23 protein-coding genes and 1 riboswitch are annotated in these 23,397 nt (G+C 37.0%); of the genes, 1 reads left to right on the forward strand and 22 read right to left on the reverse strand.

Features of this window, described 5'->3' with window-relative positions; all coding sequences use genetic code 11:
- Position 1: 1 nt before the first annotated feature.
- The 16 genes from rsgA to DWV85_RS02770 all read right to left on the reverse strand — a co-directional run bounded on the left by rsgA (position 2) and on the right by DWV85_RS02770 (position 16,823).
- Complete coding sequence (gene rsgA, locus DWV85_RS02695; protein ID WP_008600844.1) at positions 2–865, reverse strand: ribosome small subunit-dependent GTPase A; 864 nt, start codon at positions 863–865, stop codon at positions 2–4.
- An 8-nt stretch (positions 866–873) separates the two neighbouring features.
- The gene (pknB, locus tag DWV85_RS02700; RefSeq protein ID WP_165851641.1) at positions 874–2,799 is read right to left on the reverse strand and encodes a Stk1 family PASTA domain-containing Ser/Thr kinase; all 1,926 of its coding nucleotides are present in this window, start codon (positions 2,797–2,799) and stop codon (positions 874–876) included.
- A 27-nt stretch (positions 2,800–2,826) separates the two neighbouring features.
- The gene (locus DWV85_RS02705; RefSeq protein WP_004697417.1) at positions 2,827–3,528 is read right to left on the reverse strand and encodes a Stp1/IreP family PP2C-type Ser/Thr phosphatase; all 702 of its coding nucleotides are present in this window, start codon (positions 3,526–3,528) and stop codon (positions 2,827–2,829) included.
- Positions 3,521–4,567: a 23S rRNA (adenine(2503)-C(2))-methyltransferase RlmN gene (rlmN, locus tag DWV85_RS02710; protein WP_004695677.1), complete on the reverse strand. Its 1,047-nt coding sequence runs from the start codon at positions 4,565–4,567 to the stop codon at positions 3,521–3,523. The genes DWV85_RS02705 and rlmN overlap by 8 nt, the downstream gene beginning before the upstream one ends.
- Before the next feature lie 18 nt (positions 4,568–4,585).
- On the reverse strand, positions 4,586–5,941 hold the full coding sequence (rsmB, locus tag DWV85_RS02715) for a 16S rRNA (cytosine(967)-C(5))-methyltransferase RsmB (protein ID WP_123137966.1): 1,356 nt from the start codon (positions 5,939–5,941) through the stop codon (positions 4,586–4,588).
- Positions 5,922–6,716, reverse strand: a complete 795-nt coding sequence (locus DWV85_RS02720) for a DUF116 domain-containing protein (protein ID WP_004695673.1) — start codon at positions 6,714–6,716, stop codon at positions 5,922–5,924. Before DWV85_RS02720 ends, rsmB begins: the two co-directional genes overlap by 20 nt.
- A complete protein-coding gene (gene fmt, locus DWV85_RS02725) occupies positions 6,700–7,710 on the reverse strand; it encodes a methionyl-tRNA formyltransferase (protein WP_004695671.1) in 1,011 nt (336 codons plus the stop codon). Before fmt ends, DWV85_RS02720 begins: the two co-directional genes overlap by 17 nt.
- Positions 7,703–8,191, reverse strand: a complete 489-nt coding sequence (def, locus tag DWV85_RS02730) for a peptide deformylase (RefSeq protein WP_004695669.1) — start codon at positions 8,189–8,191, stop codon at positions 7,703–7,705. The genes fmt and def overlap by 8 nt, the downstream gene beginning before the upstream one ends.
- 13 nt (positions 8,192–8,204) lie before the next feature.
- Positions 8,205–10,388, reverse strand: coding sequence for a primosomal protein N' (gene priA, locus DWV85_RS02735; protein ID WP_123137967.1), 2,184 nt, complete (start codon positions 10,386–10,388; stop codon positions 8,205–8,207).
- 62 nt (positions 10,389–10,450) lie between these two features.
- Positions 10,451–11,641, reverse strand: coding sequence for a methionine adenosyltransferase (gene metK, locus DWV85_RS02740; RefSeq protein WP_024061709.1), 1,191 nt, complete (start codon positions 11,639–11,641; stop codon positions 10,451–10,453).
- Between the two features lie 49 nt (positions 11,642–11,690).
- A riboswitch (SAM riboswitch) is annotated at positions 11,691–11,791 on the reverse strand.
- 44 nt (positions 11,792–11,835) lie between these two features.
- Positions 11,836–13,500 (reverse strand): SulP family inorganic anion transporter, encoded by a 1,665-nt coding sequence (locus DWV85_RS02745; protein ID WP_021148103.1) that lies wholly within the window; start codon positions 13,498–13,500, stop codon positions 11,836–11,838.
- A 41-nt stretch (positions 13,501–13,541) separates the two neighbouring features.
- Positions 13,542–14,747: a bifunctional phosphopantothenoylcysteine decarboxylase/phosphopantothenate--cysteine ligase CoaBC gene (gene coaBC / locus DWV85_RS02750; protein ID WP_123137968.1), complete on the reverse strand. Its 1,206-nt coding sequence runs from the start codon at positions 14,745–14,747 to the stop codon at positions 13,542–13,544.
- A 52-nt stretch (positions 14,748–14,799) separates the two neighbouring features.
- Complete coding sequence (gene rpoZ / locus DWV85_RS02755; protein ID WP_004695660.1) at positions 14,800–15,015, reverse strand: DNA-directed RNA polymerase subunit omega; 216 nt, start codon at positions 15,013–15,015, stop codon at positions 14,800–14,802.
- Between the two features lie 4 nt (positions 15,016–15,019).
- Positions 15,020–15,649: a guanylate kinase gene (gene gmk / locus DWV85_RS02760; RefSeq protein ID WP_004695659.1), complete on the reverse strand. Its 630-nt coding sequence runs from the start codon at positions 15,647–15,649 to the stop codon at positions 15,020–15,022.
- 8 nt (positions 15,650–15,657) lie between these two features.
- Entirely contained in the window at positions 15,658–15,927 is a 270-nt protein-coding gene (locus tag DWV85_RS02765; protein WP_004695657.1) for a DUF370 domain-containing protein, read from the reverse strand.
- 14 nt (positions 15,928–15,941) lie between these two features.
- The gene (locus tag DWV85_RS02770; protein ID WP_123137969.1) at positions 15,942–16,823 is read right to left on the reverse strand and encodes a YicC/YloC family endoribonuclease; all 882 of its coding nucleotides are present in this window, start codon (positions 16,821–16,823) and stop codon (positions 15,942–15,944) included.
- Positions 16,824–16,950: 127 nt separating this feature from the next.
- Between DWV85_RS02770 and DWV85_RS02775 the strand changes: the two genes are divergently transcribed.
- Positions 16,951–18,666: an NFACT RNA binding domain-containing protein gene (locus tag DWV85_RS02775; protein ID WP_123137970.1), complete on the forward strand. Its 1,716-nt coding sequence runs from the start codon at positions 16,951–16,953 to the stop codon at positions 18,664–18,666.
- Between the two features lie 166 nt (positions 18,667–18,832).
- Here the strand turns inward: DWV85_RS02775 and DWV85_RS02780 are convergent, their stop codons facing one another.
- From DWV85_RS02780 to der, 6 genes are all read right to left on the reverse strand, one after another.
- On the reverse strand, positions 18,833–19,300 hold the full coding sequence (locus DWV85_RS02780) for a hypothetical protein (protein WP_004693228.1): 468 nt from the start codon (positions 19,298–19,300) through the stop codon (positions 18,833–18,835).
- Positions 19,301–19,311: 11 nt separating this feature from the next.
- Positions 19,312–19,803 carry a pantetheine-phosphate adenylyltransferase gene (coaD, locus tag DWV85_RS02785; RefSeq protein WP_004693226.1) on the reverse strand — a complete coding sequence of 164 codons (492 nt, stop codon included), beginning with the start codon at positions 19,801–19,803 and terminating at the stop codon, positions 19,312–19,314.
- Between the two features lie 4 nt (positions 19,804–19,807).
- Positions 19,808–20,359 (reverse strand): 16S rRNA (guanine(966)-N(2))-methyltransferase RsmD, encoded by a 552-nt coding sequence (rsmD, locus tag DWV85_RS02790; RefSeq protein ID WP_004693225.1) that lies wholly within the window; start codon positions 20,357–20,359, stop codon positions 19,808–19,810.
- Between the two features lie 67 nt (positions 20,360–20,426).
- Positions 20,427–21,425, reverse strand: a complete 999-nt coding sequence (locus DWV85_RS02795; RefSeq protein ID WP_004693223.1) for an NAD(P)H-dependent glycerol-3-phosphate dehydrogenase — start codon at positions 21,423–21,425, stop codon at positions 20,427–20,429.
- A gap of 3 nt (positions 21,426–21,428) precedes the next feature.
- Positions 21,429–22,025 (reverse strand): glycerol-3-phosphate 1-O-acyltransferase PlsY, encoded by a 597-nt coding sequence (plsY, locus tag DWV85_RS02800; RefSeq protein ID WP_123137971.1) that lies wholly within the window; start codon positions 22,023–22,025, stop codon positions 21,429–21,431.
- Positions 22,025–23,359, reverse strand: a complete 1,335-nt coding sequence (gene der / locus DWV85_RS02805) for a ribosome biogenesis GTPase Der (RefSeq protein WP_008600817.1) — start codon at positions 23,357–23,359, stop codon at positions 22,025–22,027. The genes plsY and der overlap by 1 nt, the downstream gene beginning before the upstream one ends.
- Between the last annotated feature and the right edge of the window lie 38 nt (positions 23,360–23,397).

The following is a 23,397-nucleotide window of genomic DNA, read 5'->3' on the forward strand; positions in this document are numbered from 1 at the left end:
ATTAAAACCTCTTTCGTTGACTTTCTATATCATTACGTATAGACATATAAGCATCATATCGTCCTTGATGAATATGACCAGCTTCTAGAGCAGCTTTAATCCCACAAATGGGTTCATGTTCATGATAGCAAGGATTAAATTTACAAGTATCAACATATTCACCAAATTCTGGGAATAATGTAGGCAATCTTTCAAGGGAAACATCATTAAATTCAATAGCACTAAATCCAGGTGTATCCATGATAAAAGAATCTGCATCTAAACTATATAAAGAAGCGTGACGAGTAGTATGTTTACCACGTTTAATCTTATCACTTACCTCCCCAGTCTGGAAGGCAAATTTGGGGTCTACCGCATTTAAAAGACTACTTTTACCAACACCAGATGGTCCTGCAAAAGCCGTTACCTTATGTTGAAGCACATGACGCAAATCATCAATGCCTGTCATATTATATGTGGATGTCATCAAAACCTCATAGCCGATTGATTTATAAAGATCAACCATAGTTTCCGTCTCTGAATCCATCAAGTCACATTTATTAATACATAGCACGATAGGAATATCCGCATGTTCAATCATAACGAGCATTTTATTGAGTAATAACTCATTAATATCTGGTTCATGGGCAGCTACAACTAATACAACTTGGTCAATATTAGCTACTGCAGGGCGAACCATCGAATTATGACGTTCATGGATGGATTCAACGAACCCATCCTCCGAAATCGTAACGCGGTCCCCTACAAGTAAACTATAGCGTCCTTGCTTGAGTCTGCCACGAACCTTACATTCATGAATGGTACCTGTATCATCTTGTACATAAAAGTACCCATTCATATTTTTGACAACAATGCCTGTAATCATAGTACCTCTTATAATGCAGTTTCTTGCACTAATGCACCATTGAGGTACACCTCAATACGTACATTACCTACACCAGACACTTTTTTAACAACACGATCTCCAGGTTTATTCGTATCATCATAGATTACGGCAGAACCTTCATCATCTTTTACGACAATTTTAAGTTCTTGATTTTTAGAACCAGCTGGTACAGTAACATCTATAGTACCAGTTGTTTTATTACCACTGTTTCCTTCTTTTTTATCGGATTTCTTTTTATCATCTTTTAACTCAGTCGTAAGATTTAATGTGGAACCTTCGTCAATTTCATCACCAGCTTTAATGCTTTGCTCTATAACCACAGATTTTTCTTCCACAGATCCAGATACTTGGTTTACACCTAGTTGAATATTACTCAATGTATCACGAGCATCTTTTAATGTCATACCAACAAGATTAGGTACTTTGACTTTCTTAGCCTTCGCTTTATTTACTACGAGATCAATTGTTGTCCCTTTAGACACTTTAGAATCTCCTGAAGGACTCTGAGCAATAATTACACCATCTTTTTTACCATCTACAGATTGCTGTGTTATTTTCCCCACAACTAAACCTAAATCTTTAAGTCGTTGACGGGCTTGATCGACAGTTAAATCAGTTAAATCTGGCACCGTAATATCGCCTACACCTTTAGAAACTACAAGGTGAATCGTCCGTTGCTCTTTAACCTTTTCTCCAGCCCCAGGTGTTTGAGAAATAACTTGACCAGCTGGCACATCAGGATTCGTAACTTCACTTGTAGACACACGCAAATGTTTATCTTCTAAGATATTTTTTGCTACAGAAACTTGTTTGCCTACCACATTAGGTACATCTACTGTTGTATTACTCCAGAAATTTCCGTAGCTTAAGAAAGCACCTAAAAATGCTACTAAAAAAATGACAGCAGCACCTAGAACGATGTATTTTTGTGGAATCGATGCAATTTTACTTAACATACTCTTCTTTTTATCCTCGTCTTTACGTTCTTCTTGAATAGTACTTAGATCTTCAAGTGCTTCAGGATCAACCGCAGGAATCATTTGTGTAGCAAAATCATATGGTTCATGACGTTGTGTTTTCCCCATTGTAAAACCTTGAGATAACCGCAAATCACTGATCATATCAGAGATAGAATCAAAACGATCTGCAGGATTTTTAGATAATGCTTTCATAACAACAGCTTCTAAAAGCGGAGGGATTGATGGATTATATCGAGTTGGAGGTTCTACCTTCTCACGAACGTGTTTTAATGCTACTGCAATTGGCGTTTCCCCTTCAAATGGTACACGACCTGTAAGCATTTCATACAATACAACACCCAATGAATAGATATCTGTATTTCCATCTACCGGTTTACCACTAGCTTGCTCTGGTGATAAATAGTGTGCAGAACCCAAAATCGAATTCGTATACATAACTGTGTTAGTTGCATTTATTGCACGAGCAATACCAAAGTCAGTTACTTTAACGCGCCCAGTATTGGTAATAATAACATTATGTGGTTTTATATCACAATGAACAATACCCATTGTATGAGCGTGTTCTAAGCCTTCAGCTATGGCAATAGTAAATTTAACAGCCTCATCTATAGACAGTCTTCCATGACGAGTTATATATTTTTTTAAGGTTTCACCATCTACATATTCCATAACAATGTAATGTAAATTTTGGTCAAAACCTACATCATACATATTTACAATATTGGGATGATTTAATTTACCTGCCGCTTGTGCTTCTCGTTTAAATCGAGTCACAAATTCATCATCATTTGCAAAATTAGCATGCAATACTTTTATTGCTACTTGTCTACCTAGTAAGGTATCTTCTCCAAGGTATACATCAGCCATTCCACCAACGCCAATTTTATCAACAATACGGTAGCGGTTATCTAGAAGTATGCCTTTTATATTCATAGTACTCATTATTTCTCCATTTCTAGATTAGATTGTTCCCACCACAATGGTCACATTATCTCCTGCTCCGACTTCATATACAGCTTCCATCAATGATTCAATAACCAACATATCATCATCCGTTGATTGTAATGCAGAGGCAATTACATCATCAGATACATAGCCACTTAATCCATCAGTGCAAAGTAAAATACGATCACCGGGAAGAATAGACTCTACACCACTATCAACCTCTAAGATTTCATCAACACCGACTGCACGGGTTAATAAATTACGTTGAGGGTGATTTAGCATTTCATCCTTTGTAATCTCTCCAGCTGTTAATAATTCTTGTACCATAGAATGATCCGTAGTAATTTGTCGTAAATGACCATCTCTATATACATACAAACGACTATCACCAACACTTGCCCAGTAAAGTTGATTACCATTTATAGCTGTAACTACAGCGGTAGTACCCATACCAGCAAGTCGTTCTTCACAAGCAACGCGATTTACAATACGTTGATTAGCGTGAATGATAGCATCACATAAGTCTTGTTGACCTATCGTTTCAAGGGAGGACAAATATTCTTTTATTTCATCTACAGCATAGGTACTTGCAATTTCACCACCGCTATAACCACCCATGCCATCAGTAACAGCACAAATATGGCCATCAATGAAAAAACGGTCCTCGTTACGCTGGCGTACAAGCCCAATTTTACTTAAACCAACAAAATTATTCATGATTCTCCTTTTTCCGACCATGAGCAGCCTTTAACTGTCCACATGCGGCTTGGATTGCATCGCCCATTTCCTTTCGTACCGTTACTGATACGCCATAGGAGCTAACGATGTCTTTAAATGTATTCATATTCGTAATAGATGGTTTATATAATTCAATATGTTCATTGCCATTAACTGGGATCAAGTTAACATGACAATTTGGGAAATCTTTACAGATTTTCCCCAAAGCATGAGCATCATCTATAGATGCATTTACAGAATCTATAAGAATATACTCAAAGGTAACACGACGCTGTGTCGTATTATAATAGTATTTTACCGCATCTAAGACTTCCGTCAATTCATAACGTGCCCCAACGGGCATAATACTACGACGAACTTCATTATTTGTAGCATGTAATGAAAGTGCTAAGGTTATTGGCAAACCTTCATCAGCTAATTTATAAATATTAGGAACCCAACCACAAGTGGAAATCGTCATCTTACGATAACTAATATTACAAATCATAGGATCATGTAGTAGTTGTAATGCTTGTAATACATTATCATAATTTTGTAACGGCTCCCCAGCGCCCATAACGACAACAGAGTGTATTTCCTCTTTAGTAAGAGCCCCAAATATGACAACTTGTCCAATAATCTCAGCGACTGTTAAATCTCTGTATAAGCCACCTTGTGTAGAAGCACAGAATACACATCCCATAGCACACCCCACTTGAGAGGAAACACATACAGAATACCCATAGTGTTGCTCCATCAAAACTGCTTCCACACGACTTTGATCTGACATCTCTACAAGTATTTTGCGAGTCTTTCCATCAGGGGCAATAGACTCTGTAATTAATGTAGGTAAAGAAATAACACAATTATCACCTAGCCATTGACGCAAGTCTTTCGGAAATTGTGTCATGTCTTCAAAATCAAAAATATATCTATGATAGATATAGTCAATTAACTGTTTCGCTCGAAACTTTTGTATATTATGGGTCTTAAAGATAGATTGTAATTCTTCTAAAGACTTACCCAATAATTCTATCATGGTGCTCCATTTCTTATATTATGATAAGCGTTTCATGCGAGCCATAAAGAAACCATCCATATGATCTCGCGGTGGATAGGTTGTAATCATACCATCTATAGCTTGTGGTGCCCCTTTATATGATACAGGATCGATGATAAAGTTCTTATGAATTGCCAAGAATTTATTTAGAACAGCTTCATTTTCACCACTATTCATAGTACATGTGGAATATACTAAATATCCATTAACCTTAACCATTTCAGAAGCTTTTTCTAATATTTCAAGTTGTAACGGCGGCAACTCAATAAGTAAAGACTCTGTTTTACGCCAACGCATGTCTAATTTCTTTTGTAATATACCTAGACCAGAACAAGGAGCATCAACTAAGACGCGATCAAATTGTTCTTTCCAATTATCAGGAAGATAACGACCATCTTGAAGCTTAGTAGAAATAATAGATACACCTAATCGCTCAGCATTTTGATTAATCAGTTCTAATTTATGGTCGTAAATATCACAACTCATAATAGCTCCTGTATTATTCATAAGACTTGCCATATGCATAGACTTGCCACCTGGTGCAGCACAACAGTCTAAGATACGCTCTCCTGGTTGAGGATCTACCACATGGGCTACTAACATAGATGCTTTATCCATAAAAGTAATATGACCTTCTAAAACAGGTTTAGCTTTTTCTAAATGACCTTGATGTCCATCAATATAAACTACTTCAGGAATATATGTATCCTGTTCTACAATCCAATCTAAATCTTCTAATTCTTTTAAACAATCCTCAATAGATACTTTCACTGTATTTATGCGAGCCGTCAAACGAGGTTGTTCATTAAACCAAGAACAAAGATCTACGGTCTTATCTTTTCCCATTTCTTTTATCCATAAGTTGACAAGCCATAATGGTTGATTGTAAATAAAGGAAATTTCTTCAGCTTCGGACTTAGCTAGTTCACCGATAGAAATGCTATCACTTTCACGTAAAACCAAACGCAAAACAGCATTTACAAAACCAGATAAACCTCTAGTTAGCTTTTTGGCGAGTTTAACAGATTCGTTAACAGCCGCACTTTCAGGAACCTTATCCATATAGATAATTTGATAAATACCAAGTCTAAGGATTTCCACAACCATAGAAGATAGTTTCTTTAAGGGTCGCTTTGCAAAGTGAACAATAATAGCATCCAAGTAATTTTTTCTACGAATGACCCCATACACAAGTTCAGTAAAGAATCTTCGATCTAAATCGGATAGATGATATTTCTGTAAATACTCTTGCAACTTTATATTTGCATAAGCACCATTGCGATTAATTTCACTCAATGCTTTTACAGCGAGCAATCGAATATTTTGTTGTTGATTAGTCTTTACCTCTATCATTACTATTCCTACCAATCAATTGTTCTACTACTGCTCGAACACGTTCAGAATCGACTGTTGTATTACAACATGGCCCATTAGGACGTTCATTTAATACCCCAATAACTGGGATGGGAAATACATCAGCCATTCCACTTGCTAAATCTCGTTCGCAAGCTATTGCTACAATAGCTTTTGGGCGTGCTTCCTTTACCTTCATCCGCGCTAAGGTGCCTCCAGTGACAACTATAAATTGACAACCATAGTCCTTAGCCACTTGCAACAAATTACCAACCTGGCATCGCCCACACTGCTTACAATTATATACATCATGTGTAACCTTATGAACACACGAACTTTCTTGTAAACAGTGAGGAGTTAATAATAATATACGTTCTGGATCTACCGTATACATATCTAGCATTACTAAATGATTGATTAAATCAATCATAGACTGGCGGAGTTGATCCTTAGTAACCCCTCTCACCTTACCAATCGCCAAAGTTAATGGAAATAATCCATAAATAAACTGATTGGCTAGTCTTAAAACAATAGGATGTAACCTTATAATACCTGTGCTAGCAACAATTAAAGATAAGCACAAAATCCATATAATAGCAATAAGTATAGATATAACTACACTACTTATAATTGATGCAAATGGATGCAATTGTAAAAGTCCTGGTTCTAATATATACATTAGAAAGGCTAGTACTGCTGTGAGCAAAGCACATGTAATAGTTGATAAAATCAAGTATAACGGATACGTTTCGTACTGCTTATATTGAGTCCCCAAAAACGATACCTTCCTTTATTTGATGACCATTTATAAAATCAATTGCAGAAATGCGTTTTTTATTTTCTGGTTGGACTTCTGTTAATAGAATTATATTTCCATCACCACAAAATACACCTAAACCGGCTATTTTAGATACGATTGTACCAGGCACAGTTGTGGCTGATATAGCAATTGGTACATGTTTACCATGGACATCTATCAAACAGTGAGTCGTATCACTGGGAACCACTTCTCCAGACCATACTTTTAAACGTTTTCCATCGAGATATGTATAACATCCAGGTGCTGGATTAAGTCCTCTAATGAGATTTGCAATTTCATTAGCCGGCTTAGACCAGTCGATCTGCCCCATTTCCTTTGTAATCTTAGTAGTATGTGTAGCCATTGAATCATCTTGTGGTGTAGCCACAATTTCTCCATTAACCCAACGAGTTAATACAGGCACTATAGTTTCACCCCCCAGTACAGCTATACGTTCAAATAACTGTCCTGTCGTTTCACCGGGTAAAATATCTATCTCCACAATGTCAATGATATCACCTGTATCAAGGCCATCATCCATATGCATTATGGTAACACCCGTTTTAGAGTCTCCATTAAGAATTGCATAATGAATTGGCGCAGCGCCTCTATAACTAGGTAAAATAGAGGCATGAACATTAATACAACCATATTGCGGCAATCGAATAAGCCAAGGAGGTAATATTTTACCATACGCAATAACAATCACTACATCTGGTTGTAATGCTTCTAATTCGGCTCTCACTTGTTCATCACGCAAAGTGACTGGTTGATATACAGGCAAGTCATGCTCTAAAGCAGCTACTTTTACAGGGGGCATTTGAACTTGTTTACCACGCCCTTTTTGTTTATCAGGCTGGCAATACACACCGACAATAGAATGACCAGCTTGAATCAAAGCCTCTAAGGTAGGCACAGAAAAGTCTGGTGTCCCCATAAAAACGATGCGTAATTGTTTATTATCAGACAATTTCTTTCTCCTCTGGATGATCAGTAATTAATCGTAAGTTAGTTGCTTTTTCAATAAACAAATGACCTTCCAAGTGATCAATTTCATGTTGGAAAATACGCGCCAAAAAACCTTCAGCTTTTATAGTTACCTTCTTATTATGTGGATCAATACCTTTAACAGTGACTTTATTAAATCGTTCCACATCTCCGAAATATCCTGGCACACTTAAGCATCCTTCAGGTCCAACTTGAGAACCTTCAGCATGAGTGATTTCAGGGTTAATTAGCGCAATAAGACCACTACCAGATTGGTCATCTACAACGATAATACGTTTAGCTACAGCCACTTGAGGTGCTGCAAGACCAACCCCTTCAGTCTTATACATAGTTTCAGCCATATCATCGATAAGGGCTCTAAGTTTTTTATTAACATGTTCTACAGGTTCCGCCACTTGTTTTAAAACGGGATGACCTGCTTTCACAACATCTAATACAGCCATTGATACTCCTACACTACACGGGATCCACGTCAATCAGCAGTCCTTCTTGCGTGAAAATCCATGAGTTATATATATATTCTTTCAAATTCGTTAAATCTGTACCGCGAATCATAATAGCTAAACGATACATATCGCGCACTTTTTTTATAGGCGCTTCATAAGGACCATTAATCAAAATATCCTGATTTCCTTTATAAGACTCCAAGTCATCGACAATACGATTTGCTATAGACTCTAATGTTTTCATATCTTGATGACGCACAACCATATGAATCATTTCGCGAAATGGAGGATATCCTAAAGCTTTACGGTTTTGAATTTCTTCATTGTAAAAGCCTATATAATCATGAGCCTTACTCTTTATTATAGCATAATTTAAAGGATTATATGTTTGTATTACAACGCTACCCGGTTTTTCACCCCTACCGGCACGTCCAGAGGTTTGAGTAAGTAAATCAAAAGTTCGTTCTGAAGCTGTATAAACAGGAATATTCAAAACTGAATCGGCTGTTAAAATACCAACAGCTGTTACATCTTTAAAGTCATGTCCTTTAGATACCATTTGTGTTCCCAACAAAATATCATATTTATGAGCCCCAAAGTCATGTAAAATATCTTCTGCTAATTGCTTATTTTTTGTCACATCTTGATCAAGACGAGCAATGCGGGCCGATTTAAAGTGACGACGTAACTCTTCCTCTACCTTTTGTGTGCCTGAACCAAAAAACTTAATCCTCTTACTATTACATTTGGGACAAACAGTTGGAATTGGTTCATGATGTTCACAATAATGACAACGCAATTCTTCACCAGCTTGGTGATAAACCATAGCTACATCACAATGAGGACACATAATAGTTTCCCCACAATCCCGGCACATAACAAAAGTACTATAACCGCGTCTATTTAACAGAATAATCATTTGATTATGCTCATCTAATGTATGTTGAATTAAGCGACTCATGGCATCAGAAAAAACGGAGTAATTTCCATGAAGAATTTCTTCCTTCATATCTACTATAGTAACCTTCGGCATAGGTTGCTCAAAAATGCGATTTGGCAATTCTAGTAAATGATACTCCCCTTGCTTAGCTTTATAGTACGAAGTAACAGATGGTGTAGCAGAACCTAAAATAACGGGACAACCATGTGCCTCAGCACGCCACAATGCCACGTTACGTGCATGATACCGAACCATATCCTCTTGTTTATAAGATGGATCATGTTCTTCATCGACCACAATAAGGCCGATATCCTCAGCTGGCGCAAATACGGCAGAACGAGCGCCAATAATAATGTGACTATCCTTACGGCGCAAACGCTCCCAATTATTGTTCCGTTGTTGTACCGTCAATTTACTATGAAATACTACGACTTCGTCACCAAAAGTTTCTACAAATCGTCTCACAATTTGATCAGTCAATATAATTTCAGGTACTAAAATAATAGCTGTTTTATCCTGACTAATACATCTTGCTGTAGCACGTAAATATAATTGAGTCTTGCCACTACCAGTGACACCATGAAGTAAAAAGGTTTTATGTTCATGGCTATTCATTGCATCTTGTATTGGTCCATATACAGCTTGTTGAGCTTCAGTAAGAGGAATATTAACTTCTTCTGTTAAAAGCTCATCAAATGTTGTTTTTGTGGCTTTAAAACGAGCTTCAACGACAATACCTTTAGCTTCACTCACTTGTTTAATGACCATACGAGAATAGCCTTTAGCTAGCAGTAATGCCTTAGATGCTCCGCCCACTTCAAGTAAGTATTTTGCTAATTCTCGTTGCTTCTTTTTCCGTTCACTAAATTGTGCCACCGAAAATTCTGGCATGACTACTAACCATTCTTCCTTTGGTGCCTCGTAAGATTTTAATGTCTTATTCACTGTAAACAATCGCAATGCATCGCCATAAGAGAATAAATAATACTCATTTAGACGGCGGGCCGTATCCATCATTTCCGGTGTAAACCAAGGTTCGCTATCTAATACTTGCACAATATTTCGTAAATTGAACTCTGGTGGCTCAACTAACTCGTCGTAACCAATAAGAATGCCTTCTTCACGACTATGTCCTAAAGGAATGAGTACGCGCGTACCAGGTAAGACATTACCAAACTTTTCAGGCATTAAATAGCTCAAAGGTTTATGAAGTTGTTTGGCCGGTCTGTTAATTATAACTTGTGCTACGCGCATACATTATTTCCTTTCGTTTATTATAAAAGGTCTCAGTAGAAATTCTACCAAGACCTTTTGTATTATAAGCCAGCTTCTTCTTTTAGAATTTGTGCTTTATCTGTACGTTCCCAAGGTAAATCCACATCAGTTCTACCAAAGTGACCATACGCTGCAGTTTTGCGATAATGAGGCTTTAACAAATCAAGCATTTCAATGATTCCTGCTGGACGAAGGTCGAAATGTTTTTTAACAAGCTCTTGAATTTTTGTTTCCTCTATGCGACCTGTACCAAAAGTATCAACTAAAATAGATACAGGATGAGCAACCCCAATTGCATAAGCAACTTGCACTTCACATTTATCAGCAAGACCTGCTGCTACAACATTTTTAGCTACATAACGCGCTGCGTATGCTGCAGAACGGTCCACCTTAGATGGATCCTTACCAGAAAATGCACCGCCACCATGACGGGCCATACCACCGTATGTATCTACAATAATTTTACGGCCAGTTAAACCAGCATCACCATGAGGTCCTCCAATTACGAAACGACCGGTTGGATTGATGAAGTATTTAGTATTTTCATCAACGAATTCAGCAGGCAACGCTGCGTCAATTACATAACGCTTCAAATCGGCTTTAATTTGTTCTTGGGTCACTTCAGGGCTATGTTGCGTAGAAATAACAATTGTATCAATGCGCTTAGGTTTACCATCAACATATTCTACAGTAACTTGAGTCTTACCGTCTGGACGTAAGTAAGTTAAGGTCCCATCCTTACGAACTTCTGTAAGTCGACGAGATAAACGATGTGCCAAGGAAATTGGCAAAGGCATGAGTTCAGGTGTTTCATTAGATGCATAGCCAAACATCATACCTTGGTCACCAGCACCGATTTTATCAAGCACTTCACCCTTGCCATCTTTTGATTCAAGTGCTTCATCAACACCCATGGCGATATCTGCAGATTGTTCATCGATGGATACAAGTACACCACAAGTATCACAATCAAAACCAAATTTTGCACGAGTATAACCAATTTCACGAATTGTATCACGTACGATGCGAGGAATATCTACATATGTGTGAGTAGAAATTTCACCTACTACATGAACTAAACCAGTAGTAACTAAAGTTTCACAAGCCACACGAGCAGTTGGATCCTTTTCAATAATCGCATCCAAAACAGCATCAGAAATTTGGTCAGCTATTTTATCTGGATGGCCTTCAGTAACAGATTCAGAAGTAAAAAACATATGTTTTTCAGCCATTTTATCCTCCTAATACGAAAAAAAGTCTCTCATGCACTCATGAGAGACCCTCCCATCTAACGACATTTGTCATAGGAATTAGCACCTTTTCCGCTTGGAATGGTTGCTGTAGCTTCACAGGGCCTATCCCTCCACTACTCTTGATGAGTTACAGAAATATTATAGTGTATTTACAGTGAGAAAGCAAGTCATTATTATACCTCTCTTGCCTCTTTTAAAGCTAAATCATGTTCAGCCTTATGAAGGGCACTTTCAAACTGACGATACATATGATGACGGCCCAGAATATCCAAGAAATCAGATTTATACATCTCTCTACGTATATCGTAACTCACATCACTAAGCAAAACTTCTATGCCTCTTTTTTGAAGTTCTTCAATAATACCTCGTAAAATACGTAAACCCGTTAAATCTACAAATGGTACTTTTACAAAACGAATGATTAAATATTTAGGATCTTTATGTATAGAGTTTAACGCTCTATCAAATGCACTTATAGCACCAAAGAATAATGGGCCTTCTACAGTGTATACCATTATTTCTGGATGGATTGTAATCTCATGCCTAATCTGTGCTGATAATTCGGCACTACTTGCTTCATGCACATCAATTGTATTAACCATTTTGCGCATAAACTGCAACACTGCAAGTACTACACCTACATTTACAGCTACTACTAAATCCGTAAAAATAGTCAGGAAAAAGGTAAGCAATAATATTATTTGATCTGGACGAGGTGCGAGAATAAGCATTCGTATAAAACGTGGTACATCACTCATATTGTAGGCTACTACAAATAATATGGCTGCCATAGATGCCAACGGAATATACACTGCATATGGGGCTAAAAATAAAAGAATGGCACCTAATGTAATGGCATGAACAATACCTGCCACCGGAGAATTACCACCTTGACGAATATTTGTAGCAGTTCGCGCAATAGCACCGGTTGATGCAATTCCACCAAACAATGGCGCAAATATATTAGCTAATCCTTGTCCAAATAATTCAGTATTAGATTCATGCTTGGTGCCACTCATACCATCAGCAACAACTGCAGACAATAAGGATTCAATAGCGCCTAGCATGGCAATTGTAAAAGCCGGCCCGATTAAAGATAAGATTTTATCAAAGCTCAATTTTGGTACAGAAAATTCTGGCAAACCTTGAGGTATACCACCAAATGCACTACCAATGGTTAAAACCGTAGGAAATTGGTAGATAGCTTGAATAACCGTAGCAACAATCATAGCTACAATGGGAGCTGGAACTTTATTAATATATGGGATTTTAGGTAAAACTAACAGTAGACTTAAGCTTAAGAGCGCAATCCCCAATGTAGGTAAGTCAGAGTATGGTAAGGACTGAATCATAGCCCATAATTTTTCATGGAAATGAGCCATATAAGGCAACGGTGGAAATCCAAAGAAATATGGCCATTGCCCTACCCAAATTGTAACACCAATACCTGCTGTAAAACCCATAATAACAGGTGTGGGTATAAACCGAATGACTGTCCCTAACTTTGCAACGCTCATTAAAACCAGAATAATCCCTGCCATCATGGTCGCAATTTGTAAACCTTCAAAGCCATAATTGACAACGATACTGCTCAATAGAACGATAAATGCCCCTGTAGGACCCGCAATCTGAACAGGGGAGCCACCAAACAAGGATACAAATATACCTGCAATGATTGCCGTATAAATGCCCGCCTGCGGTGTAACTCCACTAGCAATAGCAAAGGCCATTGCTAAAGGCAGAGCCACAACCCCTACGACCAATCCGGCGATAATATTATTACTCCATTTTCCTTTCCCTAATGAGCCGTCTAAATATGCTTTTTGTATAGCAAACATGTAAAAAAAACACACCCTTCTTAAAACAACACACACAAGAATTAATTTATGTCAGCTTTGTTTGCTACTAAATCAATAACTTCTCTAAGGATATGTCGAGCAAGGTCAGATTTTTTCATATTAGGCATTTCTTTAGGCTCTTTATCAGGATATAAAAAATAGCCTTCATTCGTATCTACATTAAAACCTGCATTCGATTTGCTTACATCATTGGCTACAAGCATATCTAGATTTTTTTTAGCCACTTTATCCTGACCATACTTGATTACATGTTCTGTTTCTGCCGCAAAACCAACAAGAATTTGATGACTTTTTTTAGAGCCCAACCCTTGTAGAATATCTGGATTTTTTACAAGTTCTATGGTCATAGACTCCATTTTTTTTATTTTTTGCTCTGCTTTATGAAGGACTCTAAAATCAGAAACAGCGGCAGCCATAATAACTACATTAACATCATTATAACAAGCTTCAACAGCCTCCTGCATAGATACCGCAGAATCTACAGAAATAAAGTCTACGCCACTTGGTATAGGCAAGGATGTGGGAGCACTTACTAATATCACCTTAGCCCCCATGCGTGCAGCCTGTTCTGCAATGGCATATCCCATCTTACCGCTAGAACGATTTCCAATATACCGAACAGGATCAATACTCTCCTGTGTTCCGCCAGCTGTAACAAGTATAGTAGTACCTTCAAGCTCATTGGTGCTGCACATTTTAGATTCTAGCCAATCCACAATTGCTTCGGGCTCCGGTAAACGTCCTACACCAGTGATGCCACAAGCTAACCAACCTTCTGCAGGGTCCATAATATGGTAGCCCAAAGAACGTAATCCTTCTAAATTGCGTTGAGTAATAGGATTATTATACATTTCTGTATTCATAGCAGGACAAAGGTACTTAGGTGCTTTGGTAGCCATAATTGTTGTAGTTAACATATCATCAGCAATGCCTGCATAAATTTTTCCGATCACATTTGCTGTTGCAGGCACAACTACATATGCATCTGCCCAAGTGGCCAGTGCAATATGTTCTACATCCCACTGATGAACTTGTTCAAACATGTCTAGAGCTACAGGATGTCCACTGATTTCGCCAAATGTTAAAGGTGACGCAATATGCGTTGCATTTTGTGTCATTACAACCTTTACTTCAGCCCCTTTTTTACGAAGTCTGCTTACCACTTCAATTGCCTTATACGCTGCAATACCTGCAGATACTGCGACAATGATATGTTTTCCGCGCATGTTCTTCTCCTTTTAAAAATTCCTTGTATCAATGATACAAGGAATTGATTTTTTATTTAATGCCTTCTTTAGTGCGTTTATATGTCACTTCACCTTCAGCAATTTCATAAAATGCCAAAGATACAGGCTTGTCAGTCGCATGTGTAGATTCTGCTAAGCAAGGTTCGCCATCTGTTAATTCGCGAGCGCGTTTAGCCGCTAAAGTCACCAATGTATATTTGCTATCTACTTGGCTTTCCAATTTTTTTAATGGAGGTTTTACCATCATACTATCACTTCTCCTTAGACTCTTGATATTGTTTATAAATATATTGAATTTGCTCTTTATTACGACTAATCTTACAAGACTCAGCTCGCAAGATAGAAGCAACCTTTTCAGAAGCCTCTGCTAAATCATCATTTACAACGATATAGTCATAACGATGAGCTAAGGCCAATTCTGAACAAGCCAATGACAATCGTTTATCAATGACTTCTTTAGCATCTGTGCCACGATTATGTAAACGTTCAGATAACTCAGATAGTGACGGCGGTACAATGTAAATAAATACAGCATCGCTAAAACGTTCCTTAACCTGCATAGCGCCTTGAATATCGATTTCTAATAGTACACTTTTCCCATCATCTAATAAATCCATTACATGTTGTTTTGGAGTACCATAGTAATTATCATATACCTTAGCATATTCTAAGAATGCGTCTTCACTAAGTAAAGACTCAAATTCCTCTTTAGAGCGGAAGAAATAGTTAATTCCTTCCTTTTCACCCACACGTGGAGCACGGGTTGTCATAGAAACGGAATAAACTAAATTAGGCATTTCTTTACGAATATTCGCACAAATCGTACCCTTACCTGCGCCAGATGGCCCGGATATAACGATTAATAATCCTCTGTCTGACATATGCACTCCTATGATTCCACTGTATCTACATCCACATCATGTTGCACAAGTCGATGTGCTACGGTTTCAGGTTGAATTGCAGATAATACAATTTGACCACTATCCATAACTAATACAGCACGTGTCTTACGACCATATGTGGCATCAATGAGCAATCCCTTGTCTCTAGCATCTTGAACCATCCGCTTTATAGGGGCGGATTCAGGACTAATAATAGCCATAACACGGTTAGCAGATACCATATTACCAAAGCCTATATTCAGTAATTGAATACTCATTCATAGACCTCCTATTACTCTACATTCTGTACTTGTTCTCTAATTTTCTCTAACTCACATTTAAGTTGAACCACAAGCTCAGTAATAATCGAATCCATTGCTTTGGATCCGATTGTATTTACTTCACGATTCATTTCTTGCAAAATAAAATCGACCTTACGACCGATTGAGTTTGTATCTGCAAGTGTATTTTTTAATTGTACCACATGAGAGGTAAATCGGACAATCTCTTCCGTAATATCCGTCTTATCAGCTAATAGAGCAATCTCTTGTATAAAACGATCCTCACTAATACTCGCTTCTAAAGAAACTAAATATTCCTGAATTTTAGTTTTTATGTGTTCGCGATATGCTTCTACAGCACCAGATTTATTAGTGTCAATTTTAGTAATGATCTTTTCAAGTGTATCGATACGATCTAATAAATCCTGCTTGATATGTTGACCTTCCGCAGTTCGCATTGCTATTAAAGCATCTAATGCTTGAGTCGTTGCTTCTTTTACAATATCTGATAGAACATCTTCTGCAATTGGTGTATCTTGTTGTTGAACCCATTCGGTAGAAATCGAATTTACAGCTTGTAAAGGTACCTTTTTAGAATCATCATAGAATTCTTCTTGTACCAACAACTCTTGTATTTGTTTTCTCAATACACTATTAATAGTAAAAGTTTTAGGTCGCTCCCCTGCATCTAAAATAGAAACTGATACCTCAACCTTACCACGAGTAATACGATCTTGTATCATTCCACGAATAGTACTTTCAAAAGGATTCATTTGTTTTGGACTACGAATAAACAGATCCAAGAAGCGAGCGTTTACGGACTTAATTTCTACCGTACAGGTAATGCCATCTTTGGTTGCTGTGCCAGAACCAAAACCGGTCATGCTTTTCATAAATCATCCTCCTTAGTAGTTTTTATTATTGTACCACGAATTACACAATCCGTGTTTAAATACTAAGAATTATATGTACACTATGGTATACTAAACTATACTTCTAAATATATTTGAAAGGAGTACTATGAATTTAGACGGACTTACCATGTCTGTACTCGCTAAAGAATTAAACGAGCGACTACAAACAGGTCAAATACAAAAACTATATCAAATAGATAAAACTACATTATTATTTAAAGTTCGAGCACTTAACGAAGACCAAAACTTAATTATTACCGTAGGTGCCACACCAGCAATGTATCTTAGCCAACCTCTTCAAGATCTACCAAAAGAACCAAGCTCACTTTGCATGTTCTTACGAAAGCATATTGAAGGTAGCCGCATCGTAAAGGTGGAACAAATCAACGGTGACCGTATCATGTGTATCCAAACGGATAAACTAGAAATGGATGGTTCTATTACGAGTACATATATTTATATTGAATTAATGGGCAAATATTCCAACTGTATCTTCGTACAAGACGGTATTATTTTAGAATCCTTAATTCACGTCTCCCCTCTCATGAACCGTGAACGTATTATTAGTCCAAAATTACAGTACAATTTACCACCTAATGCTAATCGCGTAAGTTTAATGGACTTTGATAATAATGAAATAAAAAATCTACTTATTTCCTTTGGTAATGGCTCTGTGCAGCAATCTATTCGAGCTATCTTTAACGGTTTTGGTAAACCTTTATTGGATGAACTTTTATATATTTCCAAATTAAGTGGTGAAGAAATCATAACTGATTTAGATACTTCTCAACTAGATACACTTGCTAAAGCCTTGTACGACCTCAAGGTAAAACTCGAAAATAGCAAAGGTTTGTTTACTTTAGTCAACGATAACAATAAAAAAGCTTACACAAGTATTTTATTACATAACTATAAGGTATTAAAAGAATACAACACTATTTCTGAAGCCTTAGAGGAATCTATTCATAATACAAAGGCAATTTATACAGCTGATAAAGAGTTAGAAAAAATCTTAACAGCAGCCATCAAAAAGGAAGAAGGTCGCCATCAAAAGATCAAAGATGAATTAGAAGATACTAAGAAAATGGAAACCTATAAATTATATGGTGATCTTCTAATGATAAATGCACACCTTCAAGTGCAATATGAGCCTTCTATTGAATTACAAAATCTTCTTTCCGAAGAAAATGAAATGTTAACGATTCCTTTAAAGCCAAACTTAACGATTGTGGAAAATGCACAATGGTATTATAAGCTTTATACAAAACTAAAAAATCGTATGGTTAGTGGCGAGTTCCAACTCAATGCTAGTACTACAAAACTAGCATACTTACAATCTATTCTGTACAGCATCTCTTTAGCCACAACTCGTGAAAGCTTAGAAGAAATACGCAAAGAATGCATGGATGCAGGTATCATAAAAAAATCAAAAAAACCACTATCTTACAAGCTTGGCAAATCTAACTACATTCACTTAACAATTGATGAAGGTGAAATATTCATCGGTCGTAACAATCAACAAAACGAATATTTAACACACCGATTTGCAAAGCCAACTGACATTTGGTTCCATACACAGGATATCCAAGGTTCGCACCTTATTTTAAGACTCAATGTTGAGCCAGACGATATGATTCTATCTAAAGTAGCTCAATATGCAGCCTACTTCAGTAAAGCTCGTGATACTAGTAAGGTCCCGGTAGATTATACATACATTAAAAATATCAAAAAGCCACCTGGATCTCCTTTGGGATTTGTTATTTTTAATACCCATCAAACTATGATTGTGGAGCCGAAAAAGCCAGAAAACTATAGAGAATGATAAAAGCGAAGGTATCCCTTCGCTTTTATTTTTGGTTTATTATTTCGCTCACATTATTTTTTACATATTGATCTGAAAATTGATATTACTTATCTTAAGTTTTCTATGGAATTTAAAATATAAAAAAAGAGGCTAGATATAATATGATATCTAGCCTTTGTTTAAACTATTGGTTTTCTTCTGTACGTTGTTCAGTTTGTTTCAAACTTTCACGATTTTGACGCAAGCTTTCCAATGTTTTTTCCAAGTTGTTTTCAACATATTTAAGAACATCACCAGCATATTGAATAGAACTAGCTTTCAACTCATCAGAGGATTGATTTGCTGCATTAATAATTTGATTCGCTTGTTCTTGAGCTTGTTTTACAAGTTCACTTTCAGCTGTCAATTTAGCAATGTAGTCTTTAGCTTGATCAATCAAAGTTTCAGCCTGACGTTGAGCATCAGCTAACACTTTATCTTTATCTGCTACAATACGACGAGATTCTTCAAGTTCCAAAGGTAAGGATTCCTGAATAGAATCAATAATACGCATAATTTCGTCTTCCTCAACCATACGTTTTGTAGTCATAGGAATACGGCTGCTAGATTCAATAAGAACCTCTAAATCTTCTAATAATTTTTCTGTTTTCATACAATTCACCCCTATTTATTATGGACCGTATTAAAGCGTTCTTCAAGTTTTTCCTTAACATCATCCGGAACAAGACCATCTAGCTTACCACCAAATTTAGCTAGTTCACGAATACCCGTGGAGCTGACAAAAGAGTATTTGTTATTTGTCATAATAAATACTGTTTCAATGTCATCATCCAAATATTTTGCAAATAATGCGCGCTGAAATTCATATTCAAAGTCGCTCAATGCACGTAATCCTCGAATAATAATAGTAGCATTCTTGGATTTAACATACTCATTGAGTAAGCCACCTGTACAATCAATTTCAACATTAGGAATATGTTTGACAGAATTTCGAATCATCTCAACCCGTTCTTCCATAGAAAATAAGGAATTTTTATTCGGATTTGAGCTGACAGCAATGATTAATTTATCAACCAATCGGCTGCCCCGTTCAAAAATATCAACATGTCCATTAGTAACTGGGTCAAAACTACCCGGACATACACCTATACGCACAGGTTTAGCTCCTTTCGGCTGTCTTTACAAAATAGGAAACCAACGTATAACCAAATTTCTGTTCTTTTATACATTCCCATGATTCTGGTAAGGTAAAAACCTCATCCTTATGATGTTCTAATAATAAAACACCTTCAGGTTTTAACAAATCATAGTTCACAACCAAATCTATGGTATCTTGTATAAATCCATTTTCATATGGCGGGTCAGAAAATATATAATCGAACTGTCGCCCTACTATATAATTTTTTAATTGTGAAAGTTTCCTCGGAATAATTTCTAACCGATCATCCACACGACAATGTTTAGCATTCTCTAAAATTAGTTTTCCCGTTTTAAAGTCCACTGCTACTGCATGTGCTGCACCACGACTTAAGGCTTCAATTGCTACTGCACCAGTGCCAGAAAATATATCTAGTATATCAGAACCAAATATACCTTTATTGGCTAATACATTAAATACACTTTCACGAACACGATCAAGTGTAGGCCTAGTATCTAATCCTTTAGGTGCTTTTATAGCATGTCCCTTAGCAGTTCCGCCAATAATTCGCATACAACCCTCACAAGATTATACTCATTAATTATAGTATATAAATAACCAAATTAAAAGTATCTTTTATTTATGATACTTCAATTTTAATATCACGCCCCATCAACTCAGCTAATGCTATGGATGGAGATTTTTTTTCGTATAAAACCTCATATAAAGCCTTCGTTATAGGCATTTCAATTTGATGTTTACAAGCCATTGTATAAATAATTTCTGTTGCGAAAAATCCTTCTACAACCATATTAGTATGATTAACAATAAAATCCATAGTCTTACCCTCGGCTAGTTTTTGACCAGCCGCACGGTTACGACCATGTGGGCTCATACAAGTAGCAATCAAATCCCCCATACCAGCAAGACCAGCATAGGTTTCTTTTTGGGCCCCTAAGGCCACCCCAAAGCGAGTCATCTCATGAAGACCACGTGTTAATAGTAAAGCCTTACAATTATCCCCTAAAGCTAAACCATCTGCAATACCAGCTGCAAGGGCAATGATGTTTTTCGTAGCTCCTGCTAGTTCAACACCAATCATATCAGTATTTGCATAAATCCTAAAATTTTGACTACATAATGCCTTTTGTAATGTTGTAGCTACCTCTAGGCTTTCAGTACTCAGCACAGATGCAGCAGGTAAGTTGCGACCAACCTCTTCTGCATGATTAGGTCCAGACAAAACCGCTAAATTACACCCTATGGTAGCAAGAACCTCTTTCATCACAGTCGTCAAAAGTTTGCCACTGGTTCGTTCTACACCTTTTGAACATAGAATATAGGCTTGATTTTTATGAGCATACGGTTTAATAGCCTCTAAACTGGTACGTACATGTACAGAAGGAGTAACCATTAATACCACTTCGGCATTACTAATACAGGCCTCTAAATCAGAACTATATTGTAATTCTTCTGGAAGTTTTACACCTGGTAAATAGTCTTTATTCTCTAAGTCTTTTGCAAGTTTATCTGCAAATTCTGGACGACGACAATATATAGTTGTAGTATTTCCAGCTAAAACGGATTTAATAGCAAGGGCCGTCCCCCAACTACCAGAGCCGATAACAACAACATTCATTCTTTAATCCCTTTTAATGCGCTCTACTTTTAACTCATTTCCAGCAAGTAGACGCTTAATATTATCCCAGTGACGTACAATGACAAACAAAGCTGCTAATCCGCCAAAGCCAACAAACCAGAAGGATTCTCCAGTGAAATACATCAGTACTGGTACTAATGCAGCGGCAATGATAGAGCCTAAAGATACAAGTTTAGTGAAGTATACGATAACACCCCATACCAAAAAGCAAATCAATGCTACTATTGGTGAAAGAGCAATAAGTACACCTAAACCCGTAGCAACGCCACGACCACCTTTAAAGCTCAGAAAAACAGACCAGTTATGCCCCATCATTCCAAGAATACCACCTAAGATCATAAACATAGGCCCATAGGGTGAGAGTAGCACTACTCCTGCTGCCCCTTTTAAAGCATCACATAGAAATACAGGTAAGGCTGCTTTAAGACCTATAACACGATATGTATTAGTAGCGCCAATATTTTTAGAGCCATATTGCCGTACATCTGTATTAAAGAAAAACTTACCTATAATTAATCCACTAGGAATCGAACCGATAAGATATGATAATACAGCATATACAATAATCATAATATCCATTAGTCTTCATCATCCCGTTTCTTGCCACGTAATACTAAACGAATCGGTGTTCCTTCAAAACCAAAGGATTCACGCAATCGATTCTCTAAGAAACGCATATAAGAGAAGTGAATTAGCTCTGGTTCATTTACAAATAAAATGAATGTAGGCGGCTTAACACTAGCTTGCGTCATATAATAGATTTTTGGAATTCTACCATTGCGAGACGGCACAGGATTTACGGTTTGTGCATCTTGTAATAATTGATTTAACGTCCCTGTAGATACACGACGGTATTGTTGTTCAGATACGAACTTCAACATATCAGCTAAACGATGAATACGTTGCTTAGTTAGAGCAGAAGCAAACAGGATAGGTGCAAACTGCAAGAAACCTAATTCATCATAAATATCTTCGGTAAATCGCAATGTAGTTTTATCATCTTTTTCAACAAGATCCCATTTATTTACAACAATTACTACACCCTTGCCAGCTTCGTAAGCGTAACCTGCAATTTTTTTATCTTGTTCTGTAACACCATCTTGAGCATCTAGTACAAGGACTACAATATCAGCACGATCTACTGATCGCAAAGAACGAACAATACTATATCGTTCAACGGCTTCTTCGATTTTAGACTTACGACGCATACCTGCTGTATCAATAAGTACAAACTTTTGATTCTCATGAGTCCAATACGTATCAATAGAGTCTCGAGTAGTACCTGCTACATCAGATACAATTACACGATCTTGTCCTAACAATGCGTTAGTCAAAGAAGATTTACCCACATTTGGACGACCTATAATAGCAACATGAATAGTATCTTCATCATCTACATTAGTACCTACTGGAGGAAAATGTTTTACAGTATCATCCAATAGATCACCTAAATTCATAAGATTTTTAGCGGAAATACCAATGGGGTCCCCCAAACCAAGATTGTAAAATTCATAAATATTCGGTTCTTGATTTACACTATCAATCTTATTAACTACGAGTACAACAGGTTTTCCACTAGCTCTAAGAATATTTGCGACCTCTTCATCAGCAGGTACAATACCTTGTTTACCATCAACGACAAATAGAATTACATCTGCTTCTTCAATTGCTAATTCCGCTTGTAGTCGCATCATCTTAGGAATAACATGACTATTGTCAGTAATGAACTCGATACCACCAGTATCGATCATTGTAAACTCACGATTTAACCACTCTGCATCGAAGTAAATACGGTCCCTTGTCACACCAGGAATATCTTCAACGATAGAGATACGTTTATTAACAATGGCATTAAAAAGTGTAGATTTACCTACATTTGGACGGCCTACAACAGCCACTAATGGTTTTGCCATAGTTTCACCTCATTATCTAATCTAATACATTACTATAT

It is taken from the genome of Veillonella sp. AF13-2, from assembly GCF_003603295.1.
GTDB lineage: Bacteria > Bacillota > Negativicutes > Veillonellales > Veillonellaceae > Veillonella > Veillonella parvula_E.

Coding starts and splice junctions, on each gene's coding strand:
- DWV85_RS02780 (WP_004693228.1), bottom strand. CDS start 19,300: ATGAAAACAGAAAAATTATTAGAAGATTTAGAGGTTCTTATTGAATCT.
- DWV85_RS02775 (WP_123137970.1), top strand. CDS start 16,951: ATGAATTTAGACGGACTTACCATGTCTGTACTCGCTAAAGAATTAAAC.
- def (WP_004695669.1), bottom strand. CDS start 8,191: ATGGCTGTATTAGATGTTGTGAAAGCAGGTCATCCCGTTTTAAAACAA.
- rsmB (WP_123137966.1), bottom strand. CDS start 5,941: ATGATAGAGGTAAAGACTAATCAACAACAAAATATTCGATTGCTCGCT.
- pknB (WP_165851641.1), bottom strand. CDS start 2,799: ATGAATATAAAAGGCATACTTCTAGATAACCGCTACCGTATTGTTGAT.
- rsgA (WP_008600844.1), bottom strand. CDS start 865: ATGATTACAGGCATTGTTGTCAAAAATATGAATGGGTACTTTTATGTA.
- priA (WP_123137967.1), bottom strand. CDS start 10,388: ATGCGCGTAGCACAAGTTATAATTAACAGACCGGCCAAACAACTTCAT.
- gmk (WP_004695659.1), bottom strand. CDS start 15,649: ATGTCAGACAGAGGATTATTAATCGTTATATCCGGGCCATCTGGCGCA.
- coaBC (WP_123137968.1), bottom strand. CDS start 14,747: ATGCGCGGAAAACATATCATTGTCGCAGTATCTGCAGGTATTGCAGCG.
- DWV85_RS02770 (WP_123137969.1), bottom strand. CDS start 16,823: ATGAAAAGCATGACCGGTTTTGGTTCTGGCACAGCAACCAAAGATGGC.
- DWV85_RS02765 (WP_004695657.1), bottom strand. CDS start 15,927: ATGAGTATTCAATTACTGAATATAGGCTTTGGTAATATGGTATCTGCT.
- DWV85_RS02745 (WP_021148103.1), bottom strand. CDS start 13,500: ATGTTTGCTATACAAAAAGCATATTTAGACGGCTCATTAGGGAAAGGA.
- DWV85_RS02705 (WP_004697417.1), bottom strand. CDS start 3,528: ATGAATAATTTTGTTGGTTTAAGTAAAATTGGGCTTGTACGCCAGCGT.
- der (WP_008600817.1), bottom strand. CDS start 23,359: ATGGCAAAACCATTAGTGGCTGTTGTAGGCCGTCCAAATGTAGGTAAA.
- rpoZ (WP_004695660.1), bottom strand. CDS start 15,015: ATGATGGTAAAACCTCCATTAAAAAAATTGGAAAGCCAAGTAGATAGC.
- rsmD (WP_004693225.1), bottom strand. CDS start 20,359: ATGCGAATTATTGGCGGAACTGCTAAGGGACATGCTATAAAAGCACCT.
- metK (WP_024061709.1), bottom strand. CDS start 11,641: ATGGCTGAAAAACATATGTTTTTTACTTCTGAATCTGTTACTGAAGGC.
- DWV85_RS02795 (WP_004693223.1), bottom strand. CDS start 21,425: ATGAATGTTGTTGTTATCGGCTCTGGTAGTTGGGGGACGGCCCTTGCT.
- plsY (WP_123137971.1), bottom strand. CDS start 22,025: ATGGATATTATGATTATTGTATATGCTGTATTATCATATCTTATCGGT.
- rlmN (WP_004695677.1), bottom strand. CDS start 4,567: ATGATAGAATTATTGGGTAAGTCTTTAGAAGAATTACAATCTATCTTT.